At 64.2% G+C, this 13366-nt stretch carries 11 protein-coding genes; 7 read left to right on the forward strand and 4 right to left on the reverse strand.

Annotated features, from left to right (window positions below; all coding sequences use genetic code 11):
• Positions 1-36 precede the first annotated feature (36 nt).
• From ACO06O_RS15975 to ACO06O_RS16005, 7 genes are all read left to right on the forward strand, one after another.
• Positions 37-594: a helix-turn-helix transcriptional regulator gene (locus ACO06O_RS15975; RefSeq protein WP_421881883.1), complete on the forward strand. Its 558-nt coding sequence runs from the start codon at positions 37-39 to the stop codon at positions 592-594.
• A gap of 19 nt (positions 595-613) precedes the next feature.
• Positions 614-1786 carry an efflux RND transporter periplasmic adaptor subunit gene (locus ACO06O_RS15980; protein WP_421881885.1) on the forward strand — a complete coding sequence of 391 codons (1173 nt, stop codon included), beginning with the start codon at positions 614-616 and terminating at the stop codon, positions 1784-1786.
• Positions 1783-5154 (forward strand): efflux RND transporter permease subunit, encoded by a 3372-nt coding sequence (locus ACO06O_RS15985; protein ID WP_421881887.1) that lies wholly within the window; start codon positions 1783-1785, stop codon positions 5152-5154. The genes ACO06O_RS15980 and ACO06O_RS15985 overlap by 4 nt, the downstream gene beginning before the upstream one ends.
• 37 nt (positions 5155-5191) lie before the next feature.
• Complete coding sequence (pcaC, locus tag ACO06O_RS15990; RefSeq protein WP_421881890.1) at positions 5192-5584, forward strand: 4-carboxymuconolactone decarboxylase; 393 nt, start codon at positions 5192-5194, stop codon at positions 5582-5584.
• A 118-nt stretch (positions 5585-5702) separates the two neighbouring features.
• Complete coding sequence (gene grxC, locus ACO06O_RS15995; RefSeq protein ID WP_420418594.1) at positions 5703-5966, forward strand: glutaredoxin 3; 264 nt, start codon at positions 5703-5705, stop codon at positions 5964-5966.
• Positions 5967-5993: 27 nt separating this feature from the next.
• A complete protein-coding gene (locus ACO06O_RS16000) occupies positions 5994-6851 on the forward strand; it encodes a carbon-nitrogen hydrolase family protein (RefSeq protein WP_421881894.1) in 858 nt (285 codons plus the stop codon).
• 214 nt (positions 6852-7065) lie between these two features.
• A complete protein-coding gene (locus ACO06O_RS16005; RefSeq protein WP_420418596.1) occupies positions 7066-8739 on the forward strand; it encodes a formate--tetrahydrofolate ligase in 1674 nt (557 codons plus the stop codon).
• 82 nt (positions 8740-8821) lie between these two features.
• Here the strand turns inward: ACO06O_RS16005 and ACO06O_RS16010 are convergent, their stop codons facing one another.
• The 4 genes from ACO06O_RS16010 to ACO06O_RS16025 all read right to left on the reverse strand — a co-directional run bounded on the left by ACO06O_RS16010 (position 8822) and on the right by ACO06O_RS16025 (position 13342).
• A complete protein-coding gene (locus tag ACO06O_RS16010; RefSeq protein ID WP_421881897.1) occupies positions 8822-9736 on the reverse strand; it encodes a DMT family transporter in 915 nt (304 codons plus the stop codon).
• 330 nt (positions 9737-10066) lie between these two features.
• The gene (locus ACO06O_RS16015; RefSeq protein ID WP_421881900.1) at positions 10067-11527 is read right to left on the reverse strand and encodes an N-acyl-D-amino-acid deacylase family protein; all 1461 of its coding nucleotides are present in this window, start codon (positions 11525-11527) and stop codon (positions 10067-10069) included.
• Between the two features lie 19 nt (positions 11528-11546).
• Entirely contained in the window at positions 11547-12350 is an 804-nt protein-coding gene (locus ACO06O_RS16020; RefSeq protein WP_421881902.1) for an aspartate dehydrogenase, read from the reverse strand.
• Positions 12347-13342 carry a threonine ammonia-lyase gene (locus ACO06O_RS16025; protein ID WP_421881905.1) on the reverse strand — a complete coding sequence of 332 codons (996 nt, stop codon included), beginning with the start codon at positions 13340-13342 and terminating at the stop codon, positions 12347-12349. The genes ACO06O_RS16020 and ACO06O_RS16025 overlap by 4 nt, the downstream gene beginning before the upstream one ends.
• Positions 13343-13366: the final 24 nt, after the last annotated feature.

Consider the following 13366-nt stretch of genomic DNA (forward strand, 5'->3'; position numbering starts at 1 on the left):
ACCCGGAACGGGATTGGCCGCGACCATCCGGACCCAATGGATACAAAGACGACATGCCTCGGAGTCCTCGCCCTCGGCGAAGCATCCGGCTATGAAATCCGCAAGGCGTTCGAGGAAGGGCCGTTCAGCCATTTCGCGGACGGTGGCTTCGGATCGATCTATCCGGCGCTGAACAAGCTGACGGATGAAGGGCTGGTCACCTGCACCGCCCATTACCAGGAAAAGCGTCCGTCCAAGAAAGTCTACCGCCTGACCGAAGGCGGCTGGGACCGGTTGGAGCAGGAAATGCGCGCCCGCATTCCGGGCGAGGACAAATACCGGTCCGACCTTCTGTTCATCCTGTTCTTTGCCGATTGGCAGGATCCCGCCTGGATCGCGCGCGTCATCGATACCCGCATCGATTTCTACCGCGAGAAGCTGGAGGCGATGAAGGAGTGTTCGACGCTCGACGGATTGATGGTCGGTCAGCGTCTTGTTCACGGTTTCGGATGCGCGGTCTATCAGGCCGCCTTGGATTATCTGGTCGAACACCGCGACGCCTTCGTGGCGGCCGCGGGCAATTGCCATGACTGCCGCCAAACCGCGGCGGAATGATCGAGCGCAGGATAGAACGATGAAATTCCCGATCAAACCCTCCTACCTGATCGCCTTCGCCCTGGCGGCAGGGTCCGCCGGCTGGATCTATTCCGGCCAGATGGAGGAAGATCCCCTCGCCGATCCGCAGGCCGAAACCGCCGAACAGCAGGCCCAGGAGCCCGCTGCCGAGACGAAGGCGCTGCCGTCCGTCCGGGTCGCGGAAAGCCGCGCCACGGATCACCGCGCGATCCTGCTGTATACCGGCCGTACCGAGGCCGACCGCCGGGCGGTTCTGCGTGCCGAGACCGAAGGCCGCGTCATCGAGGTCGGCGCCAGTGTCAGCGATCCCGTCGCGACCGGAAAGGTGATCGCGAAACTGGCGACAAACGATCGCTATGCGAAGCTGAAACAGGCGGAATCCCTGGTGCGCCAGCGCGAGATTGAATACGAGGCCGCAAGGCAGCTCGCCGGAAAGGGATTCCAGACGGAATCCAAGAAGGCGGAGGCGGAAGCCAACCTGTCATCCGCCCGCGCGTCACTGGAAGAAATCCGCGTCGATCTGGGCCGCACCACGATCGAAGCGCCGTTCGACGGGGTCATCGAGACCCGGTCCGTCGAGGTCGGCGATTACGTGCAGGTGGGCGACGAGATCGCGGTTATCGCCGATTTCGACCCGATCGTCGTGACGATCCAGGTGTCCGAACGCGAGATCTCCCGTGTCGACGCCGGTGTGACGGCGGAAATTCAGATGCTGGACGGCCAGACGCATTTCGGGCTGGTCAGCCGCATCGCCCCCACCGCCGACAGCGCCACCCGTACCTTCGAGGTCGAGTTGGAAGTCGCCAATCAGGGCGACGGGCTGCTGGACGGCATGACCGCCAAGGTCTTCCTGCCGGCGCAGGAAGTCTCGGCCCACCGCATCACCCCGGCGCTGCTGGCGCTGAGCGACGATGGCGCGGTCGGGGTCAAGGCGGTCGATGCCCAGAACAAGGTGGTCTTCTATCCGATCGAGATCGTCGAAGACACGGCTGGCGCCATGTGGGTATCCGGCCTGCCGGAAACCGTGACGCTGATCACCGTGGGTCAAGCCTATGTCGCCCCCGGCGCGACGGTGCGGCCGGTGCCGGAGGACGAGGCCGAAAAGCCCTATAGCGAACAGCCCGGCGCGTCCCAGACCCTCAGCTCCGTCCCGGCGGGAGATCCTTCGTGAGCCCGATCGACGCCGCCCTGAACCGGTCGCGTACGGTTCTCGGCACCCTGGCCTTCATCCTGATCGCCGGGGCGCTGGCCTATATCGCCATCCCGAAAGAGGCCGATCCGGATATCAACATCCCGATCATCTATGTCTCGATGCATCACGACGGCATCTCGCCCGAAGACGCCGAACGCCTGCTGGTCCGTCCGATGGAACAGGAACTGCGCGGGATCGAAGGCGTGAAGGAAATGCGGTCCACCGCCTATGAGGGCGGGGCGAACGTCCTGATGGAGTTTGAGGCCGGGTTCGACGCCGACAGCGCCCTGGACGACGTCCGGGAAAAGGTCGACCTGGTCCGTCCCGACCTGCCCGAGGACACCGACGACCCGACCGTCAATGAGGTGAATTTCAGCCTGTTCCCGGTTCTGGTCGTCACCCTGGCGGGCGATGTCCCGGAACGCACGCTGCTGCGGATCGCGCGCGACCTGCAGGACCGGCTGGAAGGCATCGGCACCGTCCTGGAAGTCAACATCACCGGCGACCGCGATGAGGTTGTCGAGGTTCTGGTCGACCCGGTTCTGGTCGAAAGCTACGGCCTGGAACCGGAAGCGCTCCTAACCCGTATCGGCAACTCCAACCGCCTGGTGGCGGCGGGCGCACTGGATACCGGCAGCGGTCGGTTTTCGATCAAGGTGCCCGGCCTGTTCGAGGACGTGAACGACATCCTGAACCTGCCTTTGGTCAACAATGGCGACGCCGTGGTCCGCATTCGCGATATCGCGGAAGTCCGGCGCGGCTTCAAGGATCCGGTCAACTATGCCCGGCTGCACGGCAAGCCCGCCCTGGCGCTGGAAGTCGTGAAGCGCAGCGGCGAGAACATCATCGAGACCATCGAGGCCGTCCGCGCTATCGTCGAGACGGAGCGGCAATACTGGCCGGTCGGGGTCGAGGTCGGGTTCTCGAACGACAAGTCCGAAGACATCCGCACCATGCTGACCGACCTGCAGAACAACGTTTTGTCGGCGATCCTGCTGGTCATGATCGTCGTCGTTGCCGCCCTGGGCCTGCGCGGAGGACTGCTGGTCGGTGTCGCCATTCCGGGATCTTTCCTGGCCGGGGTCATGGTCCTGTCGATCCTGGGCCTGACCGTGAATGTCGTCGTCCTGTTCGCGCTGATCCTGGCGGTCGGCATGCTGGTCGACGGGGCCATCGTCGTCACAGAATACGCCGACCGGAAACTGTCCGAAGGGATCGACAAAAAGGAAGCTTACGGTCTGGCCGCCAAGCGCATGGCCTGGCCGATCATCGCATCGACCGCGACCACCCTGGCGGCCTTCCTGCCGCTGCTGTTCTGGCCGGGCGTGGTCGGCGAGTTCATGAAGTTCCTGCCGATCACCCTGATCGCGACCCTGTCCGCGTCGCTGGCCATGGCGCTGATCTTCATCCCGACCCTGGGTGCCAACCTGTCCGCCGTGACCCGCATCATCGTGACCGCGGCCCTGACCGTCGCGCTGGGCGGTATGGGGTTCGGCATGGCGGGCGAGTTCGGCCTTGGTGAAATGGCGCCCCTGATCGCGCTGCCCGCCGCCATCGGCGGGCTGGTGCTGGGTCTGTGGCTGGGCGGCATCGCCGGCCGGCTGCTGGAACGGCACGAGGTCGACAATGCCAATGCCCGCGCCCTGGCCGCCCCGAAGTCTTCCGGCCAGGACGACGACGTCGATTCCACCATGGACCCGAATGCGGTGCGCGGCGTGACCGGGCTTTATGTGAAGACCCTGTCCCTGGCGCTGCGCGCGCCCTGGCTGGTTCTGTTGCTGGCCGGCGGGACTTTGGTCGGCACGATCATGGCCTATGGCACGATCGGCAAGGGTGTCGAATTCTTCCCGGAAATCGAACCGAAGCTGATGATCGTCAACGTCCACGCCCGGGGCAACCTGTCCGTCGATGAGAAGGACACGCTGACCGCCGAGGTCGAGCGCGAAATCCTGGCCATCGGCGATGAGACCGGCGAGTTCAAATCGGTCTACACGTCCAGCGGCAATTTCGAAGTCCGCGACGACGAGGCCGAGGATATCATCGGCAAGATCACCCTCGAATTCGTCGAATGGGACCTGCGCCGCCCGGCCGCCGAGATCAAGGCGGACATCCGCGAGCGCACCGCGCATCTGGCCGGGATCGTCATCGAAATCCGCCAGGAAGAGCAAGGGCCGCCGACCGGCAAGCCGGTCCATCTGCAGATGAGCGCGCGGAACCCGGCCGTCCTGGACGAAGCGGTGGAGATCGCCCGCGCCCATTTCGACACGATGGACGGTCTGGTCGATATCGAGGATTCGAACCCGATCCCCGGCATTCAGTGGGAATACAGTGTCGACCGCGCGCAGGCGTCCAAGTTCGGGGCAAATGTCGCGGTCCTGGGCAGCTTCATCGAGCTGGTCACGAACGGGCTGAAAATGTCCGACTACCGGCCCGACGATTCGGATGAGGAAATCGACATTCCCGCCCGCTTCCCGGAACAGTACCGGTCGATCGACCAGTTGGACCGGCTGCGGGTCAACACCGACCAGGGCCGCGTGCCGGCGGGCAATTTCGTGACCCGGGTCGCAAAGCAGAATACCGGCATCCTGCGCCGGGTCGACGGATCGCGCGTCGCTTTCGTGAAGGCCGATGTCGCGGAAGGTCTGCTGCCCAACGATTTCGTCAACGATCTGCGCGGCTGGCTGGAGACCCGCCCGCTGCCGGACGGCGTGACGGTCGAATTCAAGGGCGAAGATCAGGAACAGCAGGAGGCCCAGCAATTCCTGATGAAGGCCTTCGCCATCGCGCTGTTCCTGATGGCGATCATCCTGGTGACCCAGTTCAACAGCTTCTTCTCGGCCTTCCTGATCCTGTTCGCGGTGATCATGTCGACCGTGGGCGTGCTGATCGGTTTGATGGTGATTCAGGAACCCTTCGGCATCGTGATGAGCGGGATCGGCGTCATCGCGCTGGCCGGGATCGTGGTGAACAACAATATCGTCCTGATCGACACGTTCGACCGCCTGAAAAAGAGTTCCGCCACGGCACGGGACGCGATCCTGCGCACCGGGGCGCAGCGCCTGCGGCCGGTCATGCTGACCACGGTCACGACGATCCTGGGCCTGCTGCCCATGGTGTTGCAGACCAATATCGACTTCGTCACCCGCGAGGTCTCGCAGGGCGCGCCGTCGACGCAATGGTGGGTGCAATTGGCGACGGCCATCGTCTTCGGCTTGGCCTTCGCAACCCTGCTGACCCTGCTGGTGACGCCGTGCTGGCTGCAATTGCGTGCCGATATCTCTAACGCGCTGGCCCGACGCCGCGCGAAACGGGCGTCACCGATTGCGGAACCCAGCGCCGCCGAATAGGCTGCGACCCGGCAACAACGAGAATCGGGAGGCAGACATGGACAAGGAATTGTTCGAGAAGGGGCTGGAAATCCGCAAGGCCGTGGTCGGCGAGGACTACGTCAACAAGTCGCTGGAGAACGCCAATTCCTTCAACATGCCCTTTCAGGAACTGGTCACCGGCTATTGCTGGGGGCATGTCTGGGGCCGCCCGGGCCTGTCGCGCCACACGCGGTCGATGCTGAACATCGCCATGCTGTGCGCCCTGAACCGGCCGCATGAGTTGAAGATCCATCTGCGCGGCGCCGTGAACAACGGCGTCAGCCCGGAGGAGATGCAGGAAATCCTGCTACAGGTCGCGATCTATTGCGGCGTCCCCGCGGCGCTGGAAGGCTTCAAGATCGCAACCGAAGTCCTGGAAGAAATGGGCGTCGACATCCCGAAGGCGTGATCGGCGAAACCCGCCGCCGCCGGGGCCGCCCCCTGGACATTTGCCCGTCGGTATACAATCTTGCGGGATGATCGGCGCCGCGTTCCGGCGCCTCCGTCTGTATTGGGAGAGCCTAAGAATGGCCGTTGTTGAAATCTATACCCGCCCGATGTGCGGCTTTTGCTATCGCGCGAAGAAGCTGCTGGACAGCAAGGGCGTCAGCTATACCGAATACGACATCTGGGCCGAGGGCGGCCGCAAGGCAGAGATGGAAAAGCGCAGCAGCGGCGCGCAGACCGTCCCGCAAATCTTCATCGACGACGCCCTGGTCGGCGGCTGCGACGACCTGATGGCGGCGGAAGCCGACGGCAGCCTGGACAAGCTACTGGGCGCAGCCGCGTAGACCATTCGGAGGGGGAGGAGTTTGGACATGGCGAAGACGCTCAAAATCGGCCTGGTGCAGATGACCTCGACCGTTTCGGTCGAGCGCAATATCGAGATCTCGTCCGGCATGATCCGCGACGCGGCGGCACAGGGCGCCGAACTGGTTGCCCTGCCCGAGGTGGTGAACCTCATGCAGATCAATCGCGACGAATCCAAGAAGGTCGCGGCGCTGGAATCAGAAGACCCGTCGCTGGCGGCCTATCGCGCGCTGGCGAAGGAACTGGGCATCTGGCTGCATGCCGGGTCGCTGATGATTCGACTGTCCGACGACAAGCGCTTCGCCAATCGCGGCTTCCTGATCGGGCCCGACGGCGAGATTCGCGGCCGCTATGACAAGATCCATATGTTCGACGTCAATCTGGCCAATGGCGAAAGCTACCGCGAGAGTAACGGCTTCCGGCCCGGCGATCACGCGACCGTCGTCGACACGCCCTGGGGCGGATACGGCATGGCCGTTTGCTATGACGTGCGCTTCCCGCATCTGTTCCGCGATCTGGCCAAGGCCGGCGCCCGCATCCTGGCCGTGCCCGCCGCCTTCACCCGCACGACCGGCCAGGCGCATTGGCACACGCTGCTGCGCGCCCGGGCGATCGAGAACGGCTGCTTCGTCATCGCGCCCGCGCAATGCGGCGATCACGAGGACGGCCGCAAGACCTTCGGCCATGCCCTGATCATCGACCCCTGGGGCGAGATCCTCGCCGATGGCGGCGCGGCGCCCGGCGTCGTTCTGGCGGAAATCGACCTGGCCCGCGTCGACGAGGTGCGCGCCATGGTTCCGTCGCTGTCCAATGACCTGCCCTATGAAAAACCGGCGCCGGCCGGACTGGACGCGGCGGCGGAGTGATCCGGTCCGGCGTCGCGTTTTGAACAGCGCCGGCGTTCCGCCCCGTGCGCGACATCCCCATGTCGTGTTAATCGCAAAAGAAGTCGCGGGGGCGCGCTCACCCGGCCCCCGTTGCCCCTAGCAATACTGCACAGTCGATCCGGGGGGCGCGGCCGTAAGATCCGCCGTCCCTGCTCGACGCCCCGACAGTGCCAATCGAAAGGTGGGATGGATCATGAGTAAGTCCGATATCGAAATCGCCCGCGAAGCCAAAATGCAGCCGATCACCGAAGTCGGCGCAAAGCTTGGCATTCCGGCCGAACAGCTGATGCAATACGGCCCGAACAAGGCGAAGATGAGCTTCGAATATCTGGACTCGCTGAAAGGCAAGCCGGACGGCAAGCTGATCCTGGTCACCGCGATCTCGCCGACCCCGGCGGGCGAAGGCAAGACCACGACGACGGTCGGTCTGGGCGACGGCCTGAACCGCATCGGCAAGAAGGCGATGATCTGCCTGCGCGAACCGTCGCTGGGTCCGTGCTTCGGCGTCAAGGGCGGCGCGGCCGGCGGCGGCTATGCCCAGGTCGTCCCGATGGAAGACATCAACCTGCATTTCACCGGCGATTTCCACGCCATCACCTCGGCCCATAACCTGCTGTCGGCCCTGATCGACAACCACATCTATTGGGGTAACGAGCTGGGCTTCGACGAGCGCCGGGTGGCCTGGCGCCGGGTCATGGACATGAACGACCGCGCGCTGCGCGACACCGTCGTCTCGCTGGGCGGCGTCGCCAACGGCTTCCCGCGCCAGACCGGTTTCGACATCACCGTCGCCTCCGAAGTCATGGCCATCTTCTGCCTGGCCGACGGTCTGAAGGACCTGCAGGAACGCCTGGGCCGCATCGTCGTCGGCTATACCCGCGACCGCGCCCCGATCCTGGCCCGCGACCTGCAAGCCGAAGGGCCGATGACCGTCCTGCTGAAGGACGCGCTGATGCCGAACCTGGTGCAGACGCTGGAAAACAATCCGGCCTTCATCCATGGCGGCCCCTTCGCCAACATCGCCCATGGCTGCAACTCCGTCTCCGCCACCAAATCGGCCCTGAAAGTCGCCGATTATGTCGTGACCGAGGCCGGGTTCGGGGCCGATCTGGGCGCGGAGAAATTCTTCGACATCAAATGCCGCAAGGCCGGCCTGTCGCCGGAAGCGGTGGTCATCGTCGCGACCGTCCGCGCGCTGAAAATGCATGGCGGCGTCGCGAAGGACAAGCTGGGCGACGAGAATGTCGACGCCGTCAAGAAGGGCCTGGCCAATCTGGGCCGCCACATCCGCAATGTCGGCAAGTTCGGCGTCCCGGCGGTGGTCGGCATCAACCGCTTCATCAAGGACACCGAGGCAGAGTTGCAGGCGATCCAGGAATTCACCAAGACCTTGGGCGTCGAGGCCGTGGTCTGCGAACACTGGGGCAAGGGCTCCGAAGGGACCGAGGAACTGGCAAACAAGGTCGTCGGCCTGATCGACGGCGGCCATGCCCAGTTCCGCCCGCTCTATGACGACGACATGCCGCTGTTCGACAAGATCAATACGATCTGCCGCGAAATCTATGGCGCGGAAGAGGCCATCGCCGACAAGAAGGTCCGCGACCAGCTGCATCAGTGGGAACAGGAAGGCTACGGCAATCTGCCGGTCTGCATGGCGAAGACGCAGTACAGCTTCTCCACCGACCCGAACCTGCGCGGCGCCCCGTCGGGCCATGTCGTGCCGGTCCGCGAAGTGCGTCTGTCGGCCGGCGCCGGCTTCATCGTCGCGATCTGCGGCGAGATCATGACCATGCCGGGCCTGCCGCGGAAACCCGCCGCCAACTCGATCAAGCTGGACGATGCCGGCCTGATCCAGGGCCTGTTCTGATCCGCAAAGTTCGGATTCAACGGTTTGGGAAAGGGGAGGCTCCGGCCTCCCCTTTTTCTTTGTCCGGGCCGGTTGGGGGCCGTCAGCCCGGCGTGCTGCGCGCGGCGGGGGGCGGCGGCTGGCGCAGGCGGGATTCGCGCAGCGCGATATAGGTCGCGGCGGCGAAGATCACCGCGCCGCCCAGGAAGGTGAACAGGCCCGGCTGCTGCTGAAAGAAGACGAAGCCCAGCACGGCGGCCCAGATCAGCTTGAAGAAATCGACCGGCATGACGACCGCGGTCTCGCCCTGGCGCAGCGCCTCGGTCAGCGCCCATTGCGCCGCCCCGCCCAGCGCGCCGATGGCGATCAGCCACAGCCACTCCCCGCCCTGCGGCCAGGTCCAGACCGTCAGCGCGAAGGGCAGCGACAGCGGCGTCATCATCAATCCCATGTAAAGGGTAATGGTCAGCGAGCTGTCATATTGCGCCGCCCGCTTGATCACCAGCATGGCGCAGGCCCAGAGCAGCGCGGAGCCGAGCACCAGCACATGCCCCAGTTCCACGGCGGAAAAGCCTGGCCGGATGACGATCATCGCGCCCAGGAACCCGACCGCGATCGCCGCGCCCCGGCGCCAGCCCACGACCTCTTTCAGGATCAGTGCCGCCAGGCCGGTGGCAAAGATCGGCGCCGTGAAGCCCAGCGCCGCGACATCGGCCAGCGGCGTCAGGGTCAGCGCCGTGAAATAGGCCAGCATCGCGAACAGGTTGATGACCGCACGCAGCCCCAGCAACCCCGGCCGCTTCGCCTTCAACGGCGTCAGCCCATAGCGCAGAAACAGGGGCGTCAGCGCCAGGAAACCGAACAGATTGCGGAAAAAGGCGATCTCGAACGGATGGATCGTCTCCCCCGCATGCCGGATCGACGCATGCATCGCCGCAAAGCACAGGCCCGACAGAAACATCCACCCCATGCCGCGCAGATTGCCGCTGCGCCTCTCGCTATCCGTCAGTGCCCGCATATCACCCGCTTCGAAAGCCGAACCGCCAGTGTAGCCCGCTTCGAACCGAAGCCAACCCGTCCCGACCCCACCATTGCCGCCCTCGGGGCACGAGAGCTATGCGCGGGAATTAAGAGGGACGGTCGGGAAACCATCGACCTCTCACGACGCCGAAGGGGATCATGGGCGCGTTTACCGAATCCGTTCAGACGAAAGCGAATCCGAAACGGCAGAACCGTTCGTAACGACGATCAGCGAACGCCTTGACCGGCATGATCAAGATGAAAAATTCTCAAGATAGCCAGATGGAGACATGTGTCGCAGCCAGTGCGGTTCTTGTGGGTGCGACGCCTATTCAAAAGGTATTGAAAGATTCTGGCGTCGCAGGGCCCGACCCGGGGTCGATCCGGTAACCGCCGTTCCATTCCAAACACAGTCCCCATTGACCAGAACCATTCCTATGCCTTCGCTCGGTTGCATCGGATCGGTAAAGGTCGCGACATCGCGGACGTTCGCAGCATCGAAGATCACAATATCCGCCCAGCTTCCTTCATTTATCCGGCCACGATCCACGAGACCAAAAATGCGTGCCGGCAGGGACGTCATTTTGCGCACGGCCTCCTCAAGCGGAAACAGACCGACATCGCGAGCATAATGCCCCAACACCCTGGGAAAGCTGCCCCAGAGCCGGGGATGCGGGAATTCATCCTGCGGCAGCCCGTCCGATCCGATCATGGCATCCGGCCATTGCAGGATGCGCCGGACGTCCTCTTCGCTCAGCACGAAGTAGATGGCCCCCGCCGGCTGCAGCCGGTCAATTGCGTCATCCTCGCTACAGGCCAAATCGGCGGCAATGTCCGACAGAAAGCGTCCACGCGCATCGGGCATGGATTCCGACCAGGTGATCATGACCTTGTTGGATTGAGCGACGCGGTCGCGTTTCAGGACGGTCGAGGACGCGATGTACGGATAGACATCGATCGCAAGCTTCTGCGTTTTGGCGGCATGTGAAATGGCGGCCAGCGATGTGCTGCTGAGGCCGTGGTTGCATTTTCCGAGGATCTTGTGGTGTGAGATCACCATCGGAATGTCTGCGGCGCGACTTGTCTCCACCGCTTCCTGAATCGACGGCAACACGTCATCCGCCTCATCACGCATATGGGTGGCATAAAGTCCCCGATGCGCCTGGACGACCTTTGCCAGTTCGACGATTTCGGATTGCGGCGCACCCCGTGCCGGTTGATAGGCCAGACCGGTCGACAGGCCGACCGCCCCTTGTTCCATGGCGACGGCGAGCAAGGCTTTCATTTCCGCCAATTCGCTTTCGCCGGCCGCCCGGTTCAAATTGGACATCAGACTGGCCCGAAGCGACGAATGCCCGACCAGCATAACGGAATTTGTTGCCGCCGGGATGCGGTCGAGGCGATCCAGATAATCGCCCATGGACGGGAAGCGATAGGCCGCCGCATCCCCAATCAAATCCAGCGGCGGCGGCGGCGCGCCCGGTAGCGCGGCGGGCGCGATGCTGATCCCGCAGTTTCCAGCAACGACGGTGGTCACCCCTTGGCTGACCTTTTCGATCATGCAGGGAGTATTGAGCAGCGCGGTGTCGTCATGCGTATGGCTGTCAATAAAGCCCGGTGCGACGATCATGCCAGTGGCATCAATCCGCTCCCGCGCGGTACTGGCGGTCAAGCATCCGATGCGGTCTATCCTGCCGTCCCGAAGGCCGATATCGGCCGGGTAACGCGGCCTGCCGGTGCCGTCGACGACCGTACCGCCAACGATCAGCGTATCGAATTCCATCGCCATTTCCGCCTCCTGTTCCGGCCTAACTGCCCACGCGAACCGGCGCCGCCATCGCCCTGAGGGCCGCGACGACGCTATTTGGCGTCAGCAACCCTGTCCTCGGGTTCTTCGGACTCGGGATGCCCGCGATCTGGATCGAAAAACGGGTCGAATCCGACTCGACCTCGATCACATGCGTATTTCGTTCGACAGCGGGGTCCGCCCAGATTTCCGTCTCGGTCCGATCCGGCCCGATGCCGGCGAGACTGAGCCCCGCGGCGACATTCACATTGTCGGGAAAGCCCCGGGCAGCCATCCGGACACTGCCTTCGAACAGAAGCAACGCTTCCGTCAGTCCGGTCAGATCAATGCCGTTCTGCACGACATGGGGGGCCCCCGCGAAGGCACGCGGATTCTTGCGCGTTCGGATGACAACCCGGTCGATGCGTCCCTCCGCGGCGGCACGAACAGCATCGAACCCCGCCAATGCGCCGGTCGCCACGGTGATCCGGCATCCGTTCCCGGCGCATCGATCCGCGATTTCCGGATGGTCGACGAGAGTGGCGGAATTGACGGTCAGCAGATCGCAACTCTCCGCGATGGCGATCTGCGCGACGTCCAGAAAGCCCGACGAAGCCGAGCAATCGATGATCAAATCTGCGTTTCGCGCATGCCGACCAAGATCGCCCGTCAGGCCGGAACACCCCAGAGTCGACAAGACCTGCCGGAGGGTCGGTTCGTGAGTGTCCGAGACTCCGACGAGTTCGATGCCCGGCACGCCTGCAAGCAGCCGTTCCGCAACCGTCGCGCCGATTGCACCCAGTCCGGCCAGCGCTACCTTGATCATAATTGCTCTCCCCCGAGTTTCGGACCCGATAGAGCATCGCTCAGCAGGTCAGGATCGATGTTGCCGCCGGACGCGACGACCAGCGCCGGCCCGTCGCCGAAAGGTTCAGAAAGGAGGGCTGCAGCCAGTCCGGCCGCGCCGCCCGGTTCCAAAACCACCTTCAGTTCGATGGCGGCCAGACGGATGGCGGCCCGCACCTGCTCATCCGTGACAGTGACACCGTTGGCGCCGGCCTGTTGCAGAAGCCGGAAGGTCAGACGCCCCGGCTGCGTCACCAGCAAGGCATCACAGATCGACCCGCCGCGCCGGTCGTTCGCGACAATGCGGCCCGATGCCAGCGACCGACCGGTATCGTCGAACGCCGCCGGCTCCACCACCGTCAGGACGGTGGACGACATCCGCTCCGCCAGGACCAGACTGTAGCCGGCGGCAAGACCGCCCCCACTGCAAGGCACGAAAACCCGTTCGACCGCGTCGTTCCGGCGGTCCAGCTCATCCGCTGCTTCCAGCGCCGACGTCCCCTGCCCGGCAATGATGTGGGGGTGATCGAAGGGGGGAATCAGGGTGGCACCCGTTTCCGCGATGAGGGCACCCGCAATGGCTTCCCGGTCATCCTTGTCCCGGTCATATAGCACTACCCGCGCACCGCATGACTTCACCGCATCCACCTTATTGGCGGGCGCGTCGGCGGGCATGATGACGGTCGCAGATACCGACAATTGCCGGGCCGCCGCCGCCAGTGCCTTCCCGTGGTTGCCGGATGAATATGCGACCACGCCCGCGGCCCGGACATGTTCCGGCAGCGCAAGCAGCGCATTCATGGCGCCACGGTATTTGAACGACCCGGTATGTTGCAGCGTTTCCAGTTTGAGTAGGACACGGCGACCGGCCAGTTCGTTGATCCGGGCGTTTTCAATCAAGGGCGTCTCGACGATCCGGCCCGACAGCCGCCGATGCGCGGCCAGTACGGCATCATAGGTCACTTCAGTCATCAGCCCCTCCTGTCGGGCAAATCT

The organism is Pacificispira sp. (genome assembly GCF_965228185.1).
Taxonomy (GTDB): domain Bacteria; phylum Pseudomonadota; class Alphaproteobacteria; order UBA8366; family Aestuariispiraceae; genus Pacificispira.

Coding starts and splice junctions, on each gene's coding strand:
- ACO06O_RS15975 (WP_421881883.1), top strand. CDS start 37: ATGGATACAAAGACGACATGCCTCGGAGTCCTCGCCCTCGGCGAAGCA.
- ACO06O_RS15980 (WP_421881885.1), top strand. CDS start 614: ATGAAATTCCCGATCAAACCCTCCTACCTGATCGCCTTCGCCCTGGCG.
- pcaC (WP_421881890.1), top strand. CDS start 5,192: ATGGACAAGGAATTGTTCGAGAAGGGGCTGGAAATCCGCAAGGCCGTG.
- grxC (WP_420418594.1), top strand. CDS start 5,703: ATGGCCGTTGTTGAAATCTATACCCGCCCGATGTGCGGCTTTTGCTAT.
- ACO06O_RS16000 (WP_421881894.1), top strand. CDS start 5,994: ATGGCGAAGACGCTCAAAATCGGCCTGGTGCAGATGACCTCGACCGTT.
- ACO06O_RS16005 (WP_420418596.1), top strand. CDS start 7,066: ATGAGTAAGTCCGATATCGAAATCGCCCGCGAAGCCAAAATGCAGCCG.
- ACO06O_RS16010 (WP_421881897.1), bottom strand. CDS start 9,736: ATGCGGGCACTGACGGATAGCGAGAGGCGCAGCGGCAATCTGCGCGGC.
- ACO06O_RS16015 (WP_421881900.1), bottom strand. CDS start 11,527: ATGGCGATGGAATTCGATACGCTGATCGTTGGCGGTACGGTCGTCGAC.
- ACO06O_RS16020 (WP_421881902.1), bottom strand. CDS start 12,350: ATGATCAAGGTAGCGCTGGCCGGACTGGGTGCAATCGGCGCGACGGTT.
- ACO06O_RS16025 (WP_421881905.1), bottom strand. CDS start 13,342: ATGACTGAAGTGACCTATGATGCCGTACTGGCCGCGCATCGGCGGCTG.